At 46.7% G+C, this 17,089-nt stretch carries 15 protein-coding genes; 13 read left to right on the forward strand and 2 right to left on the reverse strand.

Going from position 1 to position 17,089, the window contains the following annotated elements:
* Positions 1 to 104: 104 nt before the first annotated feature.
* The 10 genes from dksA to F0U83_RS15185 all read left to right on the forward strand — a co-directional run bounded on the left by dksA (position 105) and on the right by F0U83_RS15185 (position 11,435).
* Positions 105 to 536: an RNA polymerase-binding protein DksA gene (gene dksA / locus F0U83_RS15145; protein WP_138989081.1), complete on the forward strand. Its 432-nt coding sequence runs from the start codon at positions 105 to 107 to the stop codon at positions 534 to 536.
* 50 nt (positions 537 to 586) lie between these two features.
* Positions 587 to 1,465 (forward strand): tRNA glutamyl-Q(34) synthetase GluQRS, encoded by an 879-nt coding sequence (gene gluQRS / locus F0U83_RS15150; RefSeq protein WP_138989080.1) that lies wholly within the window; start codon positions 587 to 589, stop codon positions 1,463 to 1,465.
* 6 nt (positions 1,466 to 1,471) lie between these two features.
* On the forward strand, positions 1,472 to 1,642 hold the full coding sequence (locus tag F0U83_RS16980; RefSeq protein ID WP_170221950.1) for a hypothetical protein: 171 nt from the start codon (positions 1,472 to 1,474) through the stop codon (positions 1,640 to 1,642).
* Positions 1,639 to 4,539, forward strand: coding sequence for an ATP-binding protein (locus F0U83_RS15155; protein ID WP_138989079.1), 2,901 nt, complete (start codon positions 1,639 to 1,641; stop codon positions 4,537 to 4,539). The genes F0U83_RS16980 and F0U83_RS15155 overlap by 4 nt, the downstream gene beginning before the upstream one ends.
* A 42-nt stretch (positions 4,540 to 4,581) precedes the next feature.
* Positions 4,582 to 5,964 (forward strand): sigma-54-dependent transcriptional regulator, encoded by a 1,383-nt coding sequence (locus F0U83_RS15160; protein ID WP_138989078.1) that lies wholly within the window; start codon positions 4,582 to 4,584, stop codon positions 5,962 to 5,964.
* Between the two features lie 455 nt (positions 5,965 to 6,419).
* Positions 6,420 to 7,832 (forward strand): polynucleotide adenylyltransferase PcnB, encoded by a 1,413-nt coding sequence (gene pcnB, locus F0U83_RS15165; RefSeq protein ID WP_138989077.1) that lies wholly within the window; start codon positions 6,420 to 6,422, stop codon positions 7,830 to 7,832.
* Positions 7,813 to 8,310 (forward strand): 2-amino-4-hydroxy-6-hydroxymethyldihydropteridine diphosphokinase, encoded by a 498-nt coding sequence (gene folK, locus F0U83_RS15170; protein ID WP_138989076.1) that lies wholly within the window; start codon positions 7,813 to 7,815, stop codon positions 8,308 to 8,310. Before pcnB ends, folK begins: the two co-directional genes overlap by 20 nt.
* A gap of 44 nt (positions 8,311 to 8,354) precedes the next feature.
* A complete protein-coding gene (panB, locus tag F0U83_RS15175) occupies positions 8,355 to 9,149 on the forward strand; it encodes a 3-methyl-2-oxobutanoate hydroxymethyltransferase (protein ID WP_138989075.1) in 795 nt (264 codons plus the stop codon).
* A gap of 4 nt (positions 9,150 to 9,153) precedes the next feature.
* Positions 9,154 to 10,002 (forward strand): pantoate--beta-alanine ligase, encoded by an 849-nt coding sequence (panC, locus tag F0U83_RS15180; protein WP_138989074.1) that lies wholly within the window; start codon positions 9,154 to 9,156, stop codon positions 10,000 to 10,002.
* Positions 10,003 to 10,253: 251 nt separating this feature from the next.
* Entirely contained in the window at positions 10,254 to 11,435 is a 1,182-nt protein-coding gene (locus F0U83_RS15185) for an acetyl-CoA C-acetyltransferase (RefSeq protein ID WP_138989073.1), read from the forward strand.
* A 47-nt stretch (positions 11,436 to 11,482) separates the two neighbouring features.
* On the opposite strand, the gene F0U83_RS15190 is transcribed toward F0U83_RS15185, so the two are convergent.
* Positions 11,483 to 12,319: a 6-carboxytetrahydropterin synthase gene (locus F0U83_RS15190; RefSeq protein WP_138989072.1), complete on the reverse strand. Its 837-nt coding sequence runs from the start codon at positions 12,317 to 12,319 to the stop codon at positions 11,483 to 11,485.
* Positions 12,320 to 12,441: 122 nt separating this feature from the next.
* On the opposite strand from F0U83_RS15190, the gene F0U83_RS15195 reads away from it, so the two are divergent.
* The 3 genes from F0U83_RS15195 to F0U83_RS15205 are packed head-to-tail and all read left to right on the forward strand — an operon-like array spanning position 12,442 to position 15,770.
* Complete coding sequence (locus F0U83_RS15195; protein ID WP_138989071.1) at positions 12,442 to 13,971, forward strand: DUF3369 domain-containing protein; 1,530 nt, start codon at positions 12,442 to 12,444, stop codon at positions 13,969 to 13,971.
* Between the two features lie 57 nt (positions 13,972 to 14,028).
* Positions 14,029 to 14,727: a 16S rRNA pseudouridine(516) synthase RsuA gene (gene rsuA, locus F0U83_RS15200; RefSeq protein ID WP_138989070.1), complete on the forward strand. Its 699-nt coding sequence runs from the start codon at positions 14,029 to 14,031 to the stop codon at positions 14,725 to 14,727.
* Positions 14,724 to 15,770, forward strand: a complete 1,047-nt coding sequence (locus F0U83_RS15205; protein WP_138989069.1) for a class I SAM-dependent methyltransferase — start codon at positions 14,724 to 14,726, stop codon at positions 15,768 to 15,770. Before rsuA ends, F0U83_RS15205 begins: the two co-directional genes overlap by 4 nt.
* 2 nt (positions 15,771 to 15,772) lie before the next feature.
* Here F0U83_RS15205 and F0U83_RS15210 read toward each other — a convergent pair whose 3' ends face one another.
* Complete coding sequence (locus F0U83_RS15210; protein WP_138989068.1) at positions 15,773 to 16,999, reverse strand: NnrS family protein; 1,227 nt, start codon at positions 16,997 to 16,999, stop codon at positions 15,773 to 15,775.
* Positions 17,000 to 17,089 lie beyond the last annotated feature (90 nt).

The raw sequence follows: 17,089 nt of genomic DNA on the forward strand, positions 1-17,089 counted from the left end.
GGTAATTTCACCAACCTTCCGGCTTCAGGAAGTAACGGAATTAACTGTTTAAGACTGCTGATTTCCATCGGGAACTCAGTCATTTCGGAGAAGTGAGGCACCCCATGCCAAACACTAACGACACACAGTTCACCCAATTTGTCCCTTACGAGGCAAAAAAGGGTGAAGAATATATGAGCGATGCTCAAAAAGAGCATTTTAGTCAAATTCTGCTGGCCTGGAAACAGGAGCTGATGGAAGAGGTCGATAGTACGATCCACCATCTGCAAGAAGAAGCATCTAACTTTGCTGACCCTAGTGACCGTGCCAGCCAGGAAGAGGAATTCAGCCTTGAGCTTCGTACTCGCGACCGTGAGCGCAAGTTGATCAAGAAGATCAATGAAGCCATGGAACGTATCGACGAAGATGAATATGGTTACTGTGAAGCATGCGGTATTGAGATTGGCATTCGCCGTTTAGAAGCGCGTCCTACGGCTACCATGTGTATCGACTGCAAAACGCTTGCTGAAATTAAAGAAAAACAGGTCGGCGGCTAAGCTTTTCGAGGTTAGGTGAATACCTTCGCCTGACCTCTGGACTTGTGTCGATGTATATCGGACGCTTCGCCCCCTCCCCTACTGGCCCCTTGCACTTCGGCTCTCTCCTTGCTGCAGTTGCCAGCTTTCTAGACGCTCGGGCTCACAAAGGGGAGTGGTTCCTTCGTATAGAAAACATTGACCCTCCTCGTGAGGTCGAATCCCGCATTCACAAGATACCTCAAACACTCGAACAATTTGGGCTTTGCTGGGATGGTGAGATCAGCTATCAAAGCGACAACCATGAGCGCTATCAAGAGACGCTTGCAAAGCTATCTACACTCGGCCTGACTTACGCGTGCGATTGCTCCAGAAAGGCACTGCTACTGAGGTCTGGCGCTAATCGATACGATAACTTTTGCCGTTCAAAAGCACTTTGTGATGCACCAAATTGCGCTACACGTTTCTTAGCAAACATCCCTTATGTGCCTTGGACAGATAGAATACAAGGAACTATCAACGCCTCTAACACCGAGCCAGATGATTTTATTCTTCAAAGGAAGGATGGTTTATGGTCATACCAACTCGCTGTCGTTTGCGATGATTATGCTCAAAAGGTTACGCATGTTGTCCGAGGTTATGATCTTCTGAACGAAACCGACAAACACATCCAACTATATACCGCCTTAGGATGGTCTATTCCTAGTTACGCCCATATTCCTATCGCCACCTCCGCCACGGGTCAGAAACTCAGCAAACAAAATTTTGCCACGCCTCTCGATACGCAAAATGCAAACCTTCAACTATGCGAAGCACTTGCCTTCCTTGGCCACACGGTTCCGGTTATGCTGAGAAAAAGCTCGGTGCAGCACATTCTTCAATGGGCAATTGAGCACTGGAATATTGTCCATGTTCCGGCCCTTCCCAGTCGCATCTGGCCGAATAGCTGAGGATCTATGATATTACATCGTGTGGCGTTACTCATTATCATCGCCTGCTGGCTTTTTTTGCCAGCGATTCTTGAGTGGTGGCTAGCACTTGAGCATGTGCTACTGATTACTTTTATTATTTGGGGTGTGATTACCTTGCTTTTGGCAATCGCTGATATTCGGAAACAACACCTATGAACTTTTCAGCCACAGAGCTTTTTTTTGTTGTTACCGCATACTTACTTTTTTTGTTTGGCATCGCTTACGCCACAGAGAGAGAGTTGATTCCCAAACGCATAGCCCAACACCCATTAACCCATACATTTTCATTGGGTGTTTATGCCAGTGTCTGGACTTTCTATGGCGCGTTCGACATGTTCGCTCATTCCGGATTGTTATTTTTGTCATCATACTTAGGCGCCACCGCTATCTTTATGCTGGCTCCCATATTGTTAGTTCCCATATTTAATATTACCAACCGATACAAACTCAGCTCTTTAGCGGACCTATTTGCCTTTAGATTCAGGAGCGGCTGGGTGGGTAGCATTACAACGATACTACTGCTGATGGCAAGCTTGCCTCTACTGTCTATTCAAATACAAGCGGTTGCTGACTCCTTGCATATTTTGAATAGCGACTTTTCTTCAACCCAGATTGCCGCTGCATTTTGCTCCCTGATAACAATGTTTGCTTTACTCTTTGGTACCCGACACCCCTCTATGAGGGCCAGAAATCGTGGGCTCGTCATGGCACTCGCCACTAGCAGTGTGATAAAGCTGGGGATTTTGCTGTGCATCGCATTGTATTTGCTATTCAACGTTCTCGGTGGTCCTCAACAAACACTAACGTTACTGGAATCACACCCTCAACTGCTGACACAACTCCAGAAGAATCACGATGGCGAAAGTTGGCGTACACTGCTCCTAGCATTTTTTACCGCCGCCTTAGTTATGCCACATATGTTTCATTTGGCATTTACTGAAAACCGTTCTGGGGAGAGCTTACATAGAGCATCCTGGATTATGCCCCTCTACCTATTATTGCTCGCAGCCTGTGTGCCAATAATCTCTTGGGCAGGGTACAAATTAAATATCGATCAATCAGCTTACATGCTGCTCTATATCAGTCAGATCATGCTCTCTGACTGGATTGTCATTCTTGCATTTCTCGGCGGATTAACGGCAGCAAGCGGCATTATCATTGTTGCCTCCATTTCGCTCGCATCCATGTTACAGAATCATCTTTTTTTACCCTTAGTAAAAACGCCCGAGAACGTAAAATTTTACGCTTGGCTACTTTGGCTACGGCGCATATTTATTTCTCTTGTCGTACTTTGCAGTTACCTCTTTTATGTCACTTTCGGGTCTCAACAACAGTTACACTTACTGGGATTAAGTGCTTTTGGTGCTTTCTTACAGTTTTTACCGGGCATCATAGCGACACTTTTCTGGATTGGAGCAAACCGTGCGGGCTTTTTAAGTGGCTTAATCTTAGGCATGATCAGCTGGGGCTTAACGACATTTTATCCAGTACTCAAGCTTCAAGGGACACTGCCCAGTGAGCTATCACTTGACGAGCTAGACTGGCAATCATCAGCGATTATTTCTTTATTGATCAATATCAGCGCCTTCATTCTGGTTTCACGCCTGACGAAAACCCATGCAGATGAGCAAAAAGCCGGAGAAGCCTGCCTACTGAATGCAATGGACACTCCCAGTGTTGAGCGCCCTTCATTTAAGACTCAAGATATTATTCGCCTGCTGACCCCTAAGTTAGGGGAATCAGCCGCACGCCGAGAATTACAACACGCCCTGCAACGTCTTAGCCTCGATCCACCCCGAATGAGACCGCTCGATCTACTCCGATTGAGAAACACACTGGAACAAAACTTATCCGCGCTAGTCGGCCCAGTGGAAGCCGCAACGCTATTAGAGCCGCTGGCCCCTCAATCGGAAGATAAAGGCTTTCAGTCTAGAGACATCCATCTTTTAGAATCGCATTTAGAAACTTACCAAGCCCGCTTAGGCGGACTGGCAGCTGAACTTGATGAACTTCGCCGCTTCCACCGTACCACACTGGAAAAGCTACCTATTGGCGCCTGCACCATAACACCTTCTCAGCATATCCTTTTCTGGAATAATGAAATCGCTAAGCTCACACACTTATCCGCTAGCGATGTAACAGACCGCTCCCTAAACGAGTTACCAGAACCTTGGTCATCCCTACTGCAAACATTTTTATCACAGCCAGAAAACCACCTTAGTGATCTAGTTATCTCTCAACTCGAACACAACTACCGTTTAACGCTGCACAAGAGCCAACTATCAGACAAACCCGATAGCTCCATTGTTGTGTTGGTAGAGGATCAAACCGAGCATCATCAGCTCAAAGACAAACTTGCCCATAGTGAACGCTTAGCGTCTATCGGACGATTTGCTGCAGGTGTCGCCCATGAAATCGGCAATCCAGTCACCGGAATAGCCTGCTTGGCACAAAATTTATCTCTAGAAACGGACCAGCCTGAGGTATTGGAGACAGGTGAGCAGATTGTCGATCAGACCAAGCGCATAAGTCGAATCGTACAGTCATTGGTGCGCTTCGCACACACAGGGCAGAACATTAATGATATCCACCCAGAGCCCACCAACTTACAAAACTGCATAGCTGAAGCAGTTCATTTGGTATCTTTAGATACCCACGCGCGTCAACAGCAGTTTCACAACAATGTAAACACCAGCCTCCTTGTCGAAGGCGACCCACAATTGCTCCTGCAAGTGTTTGTTAATCTACTCAATAATGCCTGCGATGCTTCGCCACCCGATAGCCACATCTATATTGACGCAGAGCAGCACGATCAGCGTATCAAGCTCACGATAACGGATGAGGGCAGTGGCATACCTATGGATATACAAGACAAGCTCTTTGAGCCCTTTTTCACAACAAAAGAAGCTGGAAAAGGTACCGGATTAGGGCTACCTTTAGTATACAATATTCTTACCGAGCATTATGGTAGTATTGAGATAATAAGCCCCGCCAATAAAAAGCAGAATAAAGGCACTCAGGTGATAATCACCTTACCCGGGCTCCAGGCCTGATTTGATATCAGACAGGCCCTGTTTTGGAGAAGGTAGAGAGCAATGAGCCGCATTCTGATTGTAGAGGATGAAACGATCATCCGAGCAGCGTTAAAACGTCTGTTAGAAAAAAACAACTATTTAGTTGACGACGCAGGGTCTGTAGATGAAGCAACATCACGCTTTAATCTCAGCGATTTTCATCTAATTATTAGCGACTTACGACTACCCGGCGCACCGGGGACAGAACTCATCAAGCTTGCTAATAACATCCCTGTGCTCATCATGACCAGCTACGCGAGCTTAAAGTCTGCGGTGGATGCCATGAAGATGGGCGCGGTTGATTACATCGCCAAACCCTTTAATCATGATGAGATGCTTACCACCATCGAAACCATTTTGAACCGCAGCAAAGAACTCCTCCCCAAGAAAAAGTCTAAAACCGCCCCTCAGCAGACCGAAATTATTGGTCAATGCGAAGCTATGCAAAAGCTTTTTTCCCGCATTGCGAAGGTCGCACACACGGACGCAACGGTCTTGGTGTTAGGAGAGTCAGGCACAGGAAAGGAACTTGCCGCGCGGGCGATTCATGAGCAAAGTGATCGCGCTCACGCCCCAATGATTTCAGTCAACTGTGCAGCTATCCCAGAAAGCCTGATTGAATCCGAGCTCTTTGGTCATGAAAAAGGCGCCTTTACTGGCGCAAACACCAGCAGAAGTGGCCTAATAGAGGCTGCTCACGGTGGCACGCTATTCTTGGATGAGATTGGCGAGCTCCCCCTTGAAGCTCAAGCACGTTTATTGCGTTTTCTACAAGAAAGCGAAATCCGCAAAGTAGGCTCCGTACAATCCCAAAAAGTCGACGTCCGACTGATTGCTGCGACACACCGTAACCTAAAAGAACTGGCGCGTACCGGCAAATTTCGAGAAGACCTTTACTACCGTCTCTATGTGATGGAGCTTAACATGCCGCCTCTTAAAGCACGTGGAGACGACATCATAGAGCTAGCCCAACGCTTCTTGATAAAAGCCTGCGAGCGAATGAACTGCGAGCCTGCTTATCTAAGCACTGAAGCAAAACACATGATGCTTCAATATCCTTGGCCGGGAAATGTCCGAGAATTAGAAAATGCTATAGAGCGAGCAGTTATTCTGGCAGATGATCATGTCATTACGCCTGAACTATTAGGGCTAGATATCGAATCGAGCCCCTCGTTGGAGCAGCAGGAATCTCAGTATGCATCACGAGCACTGCAACACGAATCAGGCCATTTAGAGCCTAAGCGCAAAGCAGGACTTTCCCTTGACGACTATTTTCAGCGCTTTGTTATTGAGCATCAGGCAGACATGAGCGAAACAGAACTTGCCAAGAAACTAGGCGTTAGTCGTAAGTGCTTATGGGAAAGGCGTCAAAAATTGGGAATACCTCGCAAGCCAAAGGGGTAACACTTCAGTAACAGTGTTACCCCTATGTTCCCAAAGGTAACAAACTTGAAGTAACGTGCGTAACAACCAATAGCACCTTAAAGACCAAAAACATAAATTTATTTTAAAAACAAATAGTTACAAATAATGGCACAGCAAATGCTTTATCTAGAATGTACAAACAACAACAATTAAACTTAGACACACTAACCATCAATAAAAATAAAAATAGGCCTGGTGTAGAAAAGTTATCCACCTCAAATAATAATAAAAATGAGGTTTGAAATAGCTGATCGCTGGACTGTGTGATAACACACTTCGGTGCTCAAAAAAATAACAACAAGCAATGTTACTCTCAGCTTGCGGTCAGCTCTCCATCTCTCCTTAGTAATTGTTTTCCCTGCTTACTTAATGTGTTCAGCTAACAGTGATATGATGCACAGCACAAATTCTTTCGAGCAGATAATTTAATCCTCATGCCAAATCGTTTAATCAAGAAAGTTGTTAGTCTTTTTCGCAGCGAGTCCAAACATGACTCAGCTAAACCGGCTGTTATTCAGAGCCAAGCCGAAGCCATAAAAGGTCCCTTGATTATTACTGAAGACAAGCACAACATTCCCCGAAAATATTTGGATGATAATGCAGCCAAAGTTGTTTACCGGCTTACCGATGCAGGCCATCAAGGCTATTTAGTAGGCGGCTGCATACGAGATCTGCTCTTAAAAAAGCGCCCAAAAGATTTTGATGTAGCCACCAGCGCGCACCCAGAAGAAGCACATGAACTGTTCAAACGATCACGCCTCATAGGCAGGCGCTTCAAACTATTGCATGTTCGCTTTGGCAGAGAGATTATAGAAGTTGCCACGTTTCGCGCAGGCCACGACTCCCAAGAAAACGAGACACACGGTAAACAAGCAGATTCGGGGCTAATATTAAGAGATAACGTCTATGGTACCATTGAAGAAGATGCCTTACGCCGTGATTTCACCATCAACGCTCTGTATTACTCGGTAACCGATCATAGCATCTATGACTTTACTAACGGCTATCAAGATATAGGCGACCGAATGATCCGCATGATTGGAGATCCGGATAGCCGTTATCGCGAAGATCCAGTGCGCATGCTAAGAGCAATTCGATTTGCCGCTAAACTCGACTTTCAAATAGAGAAACATACCGCAGCGCCTATCAAGCCGCTCGCGCACCTGCTGCAGGATATTGCACCGGCTCGTTTGTTTGACGAAGTCCTAAAACTATTGCAGTCCGGTCATGGTGTTGAATCGCTACGATTACTGCGAGAATATAACTTACTACAGCAAGTACTCCCGCTGACGAACGATGTTCTTAATGATGAAAATTCACTAGCGGAGCCTCTGGTCATTCAAGGGCTAAAAAATACTGATCGACGTATCAATCAACGTAAAAGTGTTACCCCAGCCTTCCTGTTTGCCACATTACTATGGCACCCACTGCAAAGACGGATAGCTGAGATAAGCGAACAAAACTCACGCATGCCACAACTCGCGATTCTCCATGCGGCCGCCAATGACGTTATAGGCCAGCAAATTCGAAGAACCGCTATCCCTAAACGCTTTTCTGGCCCTGTCAGGGAAATTTGGGAATTACAATTACGTTTACCTAAACGCTTTGGTAACCGTGCTCAGCAAACGCTTGAGCAACCTCGTTTTCGTGCCGCCTACGACCTATTACTCCTAAGAGAACAAAGCGGAGAACAACTAGATAACCTAGGACAATGGTGGACTGATTACCAATCAGCCGATGCACAACAGCGCCAAGCAATGGTGGATCAACTTCCGACAAAATCCAAGTCATCCAGCCCTAAACCTCGGCGCCGAAGAAGAGCGAAGAATGATCCTCGAAACAGCTGAACGCTGCTTTATTGGTCTTGGCAGCAATTTAAACAACCCTAAGCAACAAGTCGAACGTGCCTTAGCCGCACTGTCGGCTTTACCTCATAGCCACCTTGTTGCTCAGTCCTCGCTGTATCGCTCTGACCCTGTTGGCCCACCGGGGCAGCCGGATTATATCAATGCAGTCGCAGAACTAGAGACCCATTTATTGCCTGAACAGCTACTAGATCACCTTCAGGCTATAGAGCAATCACACCATCGTGTGCGAGAAATACACTGGGGGCCAAGAACATTGGATCTCGACATTATATTGTTTGGTGAACGTCATATATCTACAGATCGTTTATCAGTGCCCCACCCCTTTGCCACTCAACGCAATTTCGTACTTTGGCCTTTAGCCGAAGTTGACCCTGCACTTTTTTTCCCCGATGGCAGATCAATAAACGATCTATTAGTCGCATGTCCGCTGGGCACACTAGAAAAGATCTCTGTATAATCTGCCCAAGAAGAGTGCATCCCTATTAACTAATCGAGTTGCCTATGAACAAAGTCACATTACATACATTATCCGCCTGCAAAAAGGCTGGCGAAAAGTTCGCCGTCCTGACCGCATATGATGCATGTTTTGCTCATGCCGTCAGTGAAGCTGGGGTAGAAGTGATTCTGGTAGGCGATTCACTTGGCATGGTTCTCCAAGGGCAAGACAGTACCCTACCTGTCACAATGGATGACATGATCTACCACACAGCGAGCGTTGCTAAAGGCAATCAAGGGGCCATGGTTATGGCAGATATGCCTTTCATGAGTTATGCCACTCCCGAGCAAACCATGGAAAACGCAGCCCTGCTCATGCAAGCCGGTGCTCATATCGTCAAAATAGAGGGCGGATCGTGGTTAGCTGAGAGCGTCTCCTTGCTATCTGATCGCGGTATTCCTACCTGCGTACATTTGGGACTTACACCTCAAGCTGTTAATAAGCTAGGCGGTTATAAAGTACAAGGGCGTGATCGTGAAAGCGCCAAAGAGATGATCGAAGACGCTGTGCGCTTAGAGCAAGCAGGCGCCAGCATGTTGTTACTGGAATGTGTTCCGTCTATCTTAGCACAAGAGATTACTCAAGCTGTGGATATACCCGTCATTGGTATTGGTGCGGGCGTAGAAACCGATGCTCAGGTGTTAGTGATCCACGACATGCTAGGACTCAATCCAGGCCATACACCTAAGTTTGTTAAAAACTTTATGGCAGAGGCTGACAGCATTCAGTCTGCTCTAAAAAACTATGTTTCCGCAGTTAAGCAAGGCAGCTTTCCGGGACAGGAACACAGCTTCGAATAACCACATGAAAACCATTCACACCTTACAAGAGCTGCGCCAAATTTTGGCGCAGGAGCGCCGTACTGGCAAAAAAATTGGACTTGTACCGACCATGGGCAACCTTCACGAAGGTCACCTTGCGTTGGTAAAACAAGCCAACGAATGCTCTGATATTGTCGTTGCAACTATTTTTGTTAACCCACTACAGTTTAGTGCCAACGAAGATCTCGACAAATACCCAAGGACATTACAGCAGGATCAGGAGAAACTTGAAGCCGCCCACTGCGACTACTTGTTTGCCCCCTCTGACGACGAGGTTTACCCCGACGGGCGAGATAAGCAAACCATGGTAACAGTTCCTGAGGTATCAAATCTTTATTGCGGCGCAAGTCGACCCGGCCATTTTGAAGGCGTGGCGACCATTGTTTGCAAGCTGTTCTGCATGGTACAGCCAGATGTAGCTGTCTTTGGCGAGAAAGATTTTCAACAGCTCTTTGTCATCCGAAAAATGGCGCGCGATTTAAGTCTGCCAATAGAGATTCAAGGCTCTCCTATTGTTCGCAATAATAAGGGGCTGGCCCTAAGCTCACGAAATGGCTACCTGAGTGACGAACAACTCGAGGCTGCAACTGCCCTAAATAAGGCGCTACGCCAAACCGCTGATGCTATCCATCAAGGAGAGAAAGACTTTAGTGCTCTATGCGAGCGAGCTCAACAATCCTTAGAAGCCGCTGGATTTAAACGAGATTACTTCGTCATTGCTCGCCAGTCCGATTTAATGCAGGCCAATAACGACGACCAGTCCTTAGTGATTCTTGCTGCAGCCTATCTAGGCCCTGCCCGTTTAATCGATAATCAGGTTGTTAACCTTTAGTCTCCTTCCCACATTGCCTAGGCCTTGATACTTTTGATACAGGCACCTTTTAGTGATATTAAGGTGCTTGCATTACTTTGTTTAGTCGCGCAGACTGGACACTTGCTGCGATGCAGCAAATAATAATTACATGAACTAAGAGCAAGCCTCTGATAGCCAACACCAAATATTCGTTGCAACATCCGAGTCATTTTTTCCTGCTACATTAGTTCATACTGGGTTTTCTGAATTTTTTGATAAGAGGCACAATCATGCGTGAAGTCGTTATTGTTGCAGCTGGCCGTACAGCGGTTGGTACATTTAATGGTTCTTTGGCTGGCGTAAAAGCTTCCGATTTAGGCGCGACAGTACTAAAAGGATTACTGGAAAGAACCAAAATTGACCCAGCACAGATCGATGAAGTCATTTTAGGCCAAGTACTAACAGCTGGTTGCGGACAGAATACCGCTCGCCAAGCGGTGATTAATGCAGGCTTACCTATTGAAGTTCCTGCAATGACTATCAACAAAGTGTGCGGCTCTGGTTTAAAAGCTATCCAATTAGCTACTCAAGCGATTCGTTGCGGCGATGCAGATATCATCATTGCCGGTGGTCAGGAAAACATGAGCCAATCTCCTCATGTACTACCTAACTCACGCAACGGTGCTCGCATGGGCGACTGGAAAATGGTTGATACCATGATTACTGATGGTCTGTGGGATGCGTTCAACAACTACCATATGGGCATCACAACTGAAAACATCGTCGAGAAGTACGGTTTCACACGTGAAGAGCAGGATGCTTTCGCATCTGCCTCTCAAAATAAAGCTGAAGCAGCTGTTACTGCCGGTCGTTTTAAAGAGGAAATCATCCCTGTTAGCATTCCTCAGCGTAAAGGCGACCCTGTTATTTTTGATACCGATGAGCAGCCACGTTTTGGTTGCACACCAGACGCGCTGGCAAAATTACGCCCTGCTTTCAAAAAAGACGGTACTGTCACCGCAGGTAACAGTTCCACTATTAATGATGGCGCTGCTGCAGTCATTCTTTGCTCTGCAGAAAAAGCCGCTGAGCTAGGCCTTCCGGTACTCGCTCGTATTAAAGCTTATGCTTCTGCTGGTGTTGATCCAGCCATCATGGGTACCGGCCCAATCTGCGCGACACAGAAAGCCTTAGAAAAAGCTGGCTGGTCTATTAACGATTTAGAATTGGTTGAAGCGAACGAAGCCTTTGCTGCCCAAGCAATGTCTGTAAACAAAGACCTGGGATGGAATACCGATATTGTTAACGTTAATGGCGGTGCGATTGCACTGGGCCATCCGATCGGTGCATCAGGATGTCGTATCCTTGTATCTCTTGTTCATGAAATGAATCGTCGCGATGCGAAGAAAGCTTTGGCTACCTTATGTATCGGTGGCGGCATGGGCACCGCGCTAGCTATCGAACGCGACTAACTTTCGGTAATCGCATAAAAAACCGCAGCCTAGCTGCGGTTTTTTGTTCAACCTCTAGAAATAGCTCCCTTCCCTATTCCCTCATAAGCCCTGACTTCAATCGTATCCAAGGGACGTACCTGCTTGATGCGAGCGGCAAGATGGCGGGCTATCTGTTCGACAGTACTTTCCGTATCAATGTCATAACAATAAGCAGACGGTAGAGAAAGCGAGAAATCACCTTGTGGTGCTTTATAGGCATAACTGTTAGTGCCTTCGGGAGATTCCATACGATGAGACTGGGTACCAATATAGATATCTTTCCAGCGTTGTGCCCATAGCGCTTCAAGCTCAGAATCTCGTTCACCATTCACCAGTATCTCGATCCGAGATCTATGACCATGAGCTATTCGCTGGCAGTTGCCCTCATGCTGATGCAAGCCATGACTGTAATGATAAAACGCCCCATCTATCTCCTCCGGTACAAAGTGCAAACTCATGCCTTTCACCTCACTTGGAAAGAGAGAGATTAATCGCGCCTCACACCATGCAGCCAAACTAGCTTCAGTGATCTCTTGCGCATCCACCGCTACGATAGCAGCACTAGGTGAACGACACGTCAGAATCTGACCGTCGGCATACGTCCACACAACTTCGGTCATCCCAGCCGACTGAGTGATCGTCACCCCAGGTGCTAACGCAGGAACTAACAAAGCATGGTCGATCGTATCATCCATCCAGTCTCGTGCGAGTCTTTTGACAATACCAAAATCACACACCATTCCCTGCTCATTTAAAGCACCGTCCAGCTCCAACTGAAGCAGCCAAGACTCACCCATCAACCCACGCTCGGTATGCAGATACGAGAAATCAACATTGGTTAAATTATTTACAAATAGTTTCACAGCGCCCACCTTTTAGAGATAGACATATTCTATCCCATGGCGAGTATTGATGCATAAAAATAGCAAGCTGAAAATGCTGATCTATACTGACTACTGGATAATACGATAGCGATGGGAAGGATATGTCTGACGAACTGGTATTCAATGACGTTCAAACGGAGGATGTACCGATAGCGACTGGCGAGCCTTGGACGGTTCTAGTAGTCGATGATGAGCCTGATGTACACAAGGTGACTGAAATTGTCCTCAGGAATTTCACCTTCGAAGGTCGTCCATTGCATATCATCAAAGCGCTTAGCGGCGAGGAAGGCATCCAAAAGCTATCGGAGCATGACAATATCGCCGTCGCACTCATCGATGTTGTTATGGAGTCAGATCATGCAGGTTTACACCTTGTCGAATATATACGTAAAGACAAAAAGAATAATCGCATACGTATCGTATTAAGAACGGGACAGCCCGGCCAAGCTCCCGAGGAAGAAGTGATTCAGCGCTACGACATACATGATTACAAAGATAAGACAGAGCTGACCCGAACGAAGTTGCATACTCTCCTTTACTCCACGCTCCGTTCATACAGAGATATCTGCACTATCGAACAACAAAGAGACAGCTTACGTCTGGTGCTCAATGCTATCACCGCCGTCAATGAATCAAGCACACTCAAGCGCTTTGCTTCCGCCGTGCTAGAACAACTCATCGGCCTATTGCACATTCGGCCGAACACTCTCTATTGCGCAGTACAGACCTTAGAAGATATGCCAGGTAAATTACATATTCTGGCAGCCACAGGTAACATGACCACGCTAACGGATGAGATAGAGCTAGATGCCATACCGGAAGCTCCACGCCAAGCACTAACAGATGCGTTGGTAACACAAAGCTCCATACATACACAAAATTACTATGTTGGCTACTACACGGCGCCTGCGGGTAGCAGCAAGTTACTATACGTCGAACTTACGCAGGAGCTGGATCACGATGCCAGACAGTTATTAGAAGTTTATTGCGCGAATGTGGCAGCCACTTATCATACGCTAGTGCTGAAGGAAGATGTTGAAGTCACCCAACGCGAACTCATCTATATGCTGGGTGAAGCGGTCGAGAAGCGCTCCAAAGAAACGGGGGGGCACGTAAAGCGAGTCGCACTGATTTCAGAGCTGCTGGCTAAGGCTGCGGGATTATCCAATAGCGAGGCCAAGTACATTAAACTCGCCTCGCCTTTGCATGATTTAGGGAAAATCGCGATACCCGATAACATACTTAATAAACCAGGTAAGCTAGACGCCCATGAATGGGCAATCATGCAAACCCATGCAGAATTGGGCGAGCACATGCTGCAATTGTCCAATAAGCCTTTATTTAATCTAGCAGCTATCATTGCCGGGCAACACCATGAGAAATGGGACGGTAGTGGTTACCCTAGGGCCCTCAAAGGTACAGATATACATATTGCCGGTCGCATAACCGCTCTTGCAGATGTCTTCGATGCACTCAATAATTCACGCTGCTATAAACCTGCTTGGCCCCTTGAGCAAACATTGGAACTGATCCAGAATCAGAAAGGAAAACACTTTGATCCAAGCTTGGTTGACCTTCTCTTTTTACATCTGGATAAAATACAAGAGATCTGTCTAGAATACCCAGACTAGGTTCTGACTCTGACCACAAACCGCTATAATACCTCTTTTATTTTAAAGCAGGTTGTTATGCGCGTAGATAAATACCTTTCCCAAGCCACTGGGCTTTCTCGCAAAGAAGTAAAGCGACTGATGCATAAAGACTTGGTCACCGTTAATGGCATATCGACACGCGACACCTCTTTACACATCAAAGAAACAGATACAGTTCACCTTGATGACCGGGAAATTTCCCCACCTCGCCCTCGATATTTCATGATGCATAAACCCTTGGGATATGTGTGCTCAAGTGATGATCCAAACAATGCAACAGTCATGGGGCTACTTATTGACGAACCTCGCCCAGAAGACCTACATCTGGCAGGACGTTTAGATATCGACACAACGGGCTTGCTCTTGATCACTGATGATGGCCAATGGTCGCACCGCATAACCTCTCCAAAGCATAAATTAGGGAAGCGCTACCATGTCACCACAGCAGATCCTATACCTGAGTCCACGATTGAGACCTTCCTTCAAGGCGTGCAGTTGATTAACGAAAAGCACCTCACCAAACCCGCCGATTTAGAAATTATTGGTAGTCACGAGGCCTACCTCACCCTACGCGAGGGGCGTTACCACCAAGTTAAGCGCATGTTTGCCGCATTGGGCAACAAAGTCGTTGCGCTTCATCGCGATCGCATTGGGGAAATCGTACTGGACGAAGATCTGCTGCCCGGCGAATACCGAGAGCTCACTGCTGATGAGATAGGTCTGGCGACCCCATGAGAGATCTCGCATTTGCGCTTCTTTATGACACCTTCAAAACGGCTCGAACACCCGCGCTATGGGTCGTTGATGAGAATATTGATATAGCAGACATTCCCGACGGCCTTCATGGCTTCAGTGCCATAACAAACCGTTTTGATGTTGCACAGGCACTGGAGACCAAAGGCTGGGACTATCAGCTCAATGATTACCTACTGGAAGCTCAACCTAGAGAACACTTTGCGAGTATCTTTTTACGTATACCTAAAGAGAAAGCACAGGGTCATTATTTGATCAACCAATCGGGGCAGCTCCTTTGTCATGGAGGCTCCCTTTTTCTCAGCGGTATGAAACAAGAAGGTATCAAAGGCTTCATTGATCGAGCCGCTAAATTGTCCGGCCAGTCCGCCGATCTTTGGAAAGCGGATAAACAAACCTGGGCAGGCGAGATCAGATTCGAAGGCCCTATGGGTGAACCTTTAGAAGATAAAGACTATCGTATCCTTCGACCGGCACCACAAGATGATCATTTCCATTTCCTAAGCAAGCCTGGCATTTTTGGCTGGGATAAAATTGATCAAGGAAGCGCCTTACTGGTATCACATTTGCCCTCCCTTATTCAGCCCTATAGTGACATCAACTGCGCATTAGACTTAGGGTGTGGTTATGGCTATCTAACCCTTCATACCGGACGATTGTTAAATATTCCTGTAGTCGCTACTGATAACAATGCTGCTGCCGTATTCGCATGCCAACACAATCTAGCCCAAGCTCAACGCCAAGGGGACGTCACCTTGGATGATTGTGGAACGCATGTAGAGGGCGAGTTCCCTTTAGTCATTTGCAACCCGCCCTTTCATAGCGGCTTTTCGGTGGATAACGATTTGACGGATCGCTTCCTTGCTTCGGCGGCAGACCACCTGACAAAAACAGGTGTAGCTATTTTTGTCACTAATTTACATATTCCCCTTGAAAGAAAAGCCTCACATTTCTTTCAACGTACTGAAACCATGATCAACAATGGGCACTTTAAACTAGTTCGACTGAGTCTACCCAAAAAGTAGACCTACTTGCCGGGATGGCGCCAACTAGGCGCCGGTGAAACCAAAATAGGCAGATAGCGAATGCAAAACAAGCTAAATACAACCAGCCAAATAACCCCTGCCGTAAGAATCATATGATTGTAAGATACCCCTACGGTTAATGACGCCAGTGTTCGTATTAGCGCAGCTATACTAATCAAAACATAAGCCACACTCATTATACGACCAGCGACCAAAGCTCTCTGGGTATGACCCAGCGCAGCCCGAGAGGCCACCCCTAGAATCATCCCTGCCATCGCCCCTATAGCAATCGCATGAACACCTGCGCTTTCACTGACCACGCCCAAGGATGATAAGCCCAACAAGATTAGTCCTGCACCTAACCATATAAAACTGACATGCAAGATCCATAAAAGCGGCTCAGAAAGAATACGTTTTAGCTGCCACCGCATCACTCGCACCCACTGCATGGCGCCAGCCCCGCAGAGCAGCAGACCCGTAACCAATTGTGCAGGCATAAATATCCAACTTAGTGCCGCTAACCCAAGAGATATGCTGGCAAATATATCTAATCGGTTGAACAGTACAGGTAACGCACCCTCCTCCCCTCTCTCTTTATCCTGTAAAACTAAATAGTTCCTCGTAAAAGAGGGTGTAATTCGACCACCGATCAGAGCAATCATGACACAAATCTGCATAATCACTCCTCTAATGGCTAAATCAGTCAGGGCTGGTTGATAGTAAACACCTATATGAAAAAGCACATTAAAACCAAGAAAGAGCAACAGCAGGACCACTACTTTGTAGTTACGCTTGTTACCCGCTAGCACAACCTCCCTAGCAACGAGCATCATAAGCAATCCACCATAAAGACAATCGACAACGGCAACGACCCCGTAAGGAATATCCGCAGAAAACAGTAGTACAGCCCGCCCTATTAGCCAAGACGTTACTAGCATAACCAACGGGACACCACTCACCGGTAGTCTGCCCGTCCATTTAGAAACTGCAGCAAGTAAAAAGCCACCCATTGCCGCCCCTACAAACCCAAATAACATTTCATGAGCATGCCACGAGATAATTGGCACCCTTAGCGACCCGGCCTGCCACGTACCTTGCAGATACAAAAGCCATAACCCCATCAAAAACAACCCACCCAAGCCCACACAGAGAAAAAGAGGCCTGAAAGCGTTGCTAAAGAGCGTTTCCCAGCGAGAGGCGGGATATTTTTCGAACATAATAGTCGCCATTAGAGACACCTAAAGAAATATAATATGTAAATATTATACATGTTTATAGGCAAAGAGGTAGTCTATCTCACGACCGTTCAGACACAAAAA

The organism is Neptunomonas concharum, from assembly GCF_008630635.1.
In the GTDB taxonomy this organism is placed as follows: Bacteria; Pseudomonadota; Gammaproteobacteria; order Pseudomonadales; family Balneatricaceae; genus Neptunomonas; species Neptunomonas concharum.

Excerpts from the sequence above, each read along its gene's own strand:
- F0U83_RS15185 (WP_138989073.1), top strand. The coding sequence starts at position 10,254 with ATGCGTGAAGTCGTTATTGTTGCAGCTGGCCGTACAGCGGTTGGTACA.
- F0U83_RS15210 (WP_138989068.1), bottom strand. The coding sequence starts at position 16,999 with ATGGCGACTATTATGTTCGAAAAATATCCCGCCTCTCGCTGGGAAACG.
- pcnB (WP_138989077.1), top strand. The coding sequence starts at position 6,420 with ATGCCAAATCGTTTAATCAAGAAAGTTGTTAGTCTTTTTCGCAGCGAG.
- F0U83_RS15195 (WP_138989071.1), top strand. The coding sequence starts at position 12,442 with ATGTCTGACGAACTGGTATTCAATGACGTTCAAACGGAGGATGTACCG.
- rsuA (WP_138989070.1), top strand. The coding sequence starts at position 14,029 with ATGCGCGTAGATAAATACCTTTCCCAAGCCACTGGGCTTTCTCGCAAA.
- F0U83_RS16980 (WP_170221950.1), top strand. The coding sequence starts at position 1,472 with ATGATATTACATCGTGTGGCGTTACTCATTATCATCGCCTGCTGGCTT.
- panB (WP_138989075.1), top strand. The coding sequence starts at position 8,355 with ATGAACAAAGTCACATTACATACATTATCCGCCTGCAAAAAGGCTGGC.
- F0U83_RS15205 (WP_138989069.1), top strand. The coding sequence starts at position 14,724 with ATGAGAGATCTCGCATTTGCGCTTCTTTATGACACCTTCAAAACGGCT.
- F0U83_RS15160 (WP_138989078.1), top strand. The coding sequence starts at position 4,582 with ATGAGCCGCATTCTGATTGTAGAGGATGAAACGATCATCCGAGCAGCG.
- dksA (WP_138989081.1), top strand. The coding sequence starts at position 105 with ATGCCAAACACTAACGACACACAGTTCACCCAATTTGTCCCTTACGAG.
- panC (WP_138989074.1), top strand. The coding sequence starts at position 9,154 with ATGAAAACCATTCACACCTTACAAGAGCTGCGCCAAATTTTGGCGCAG.
- gluQRS (WP_138989080.1), top strand. The coding sequence starts at position 587 with ATGTATATCGGACGCTTCGCCCCCTCCCCTACTGGCCCCTTGCACTTC.
- F0U83_RS15155 (WP_138989079.1), top strand. The coding sequence starts at position 1,639 with ATGAACTTTTCAGCCACAGAGCTTTTTTTTGTTGTTACCGCATACTTA.
- folK (WP_138989076.1), top strand. The coding sequence starts at position 7,813 with ATGATCCTCGAAACAGCTGAACGCTGCTTTATTGGTCTTGGCAGCAAT.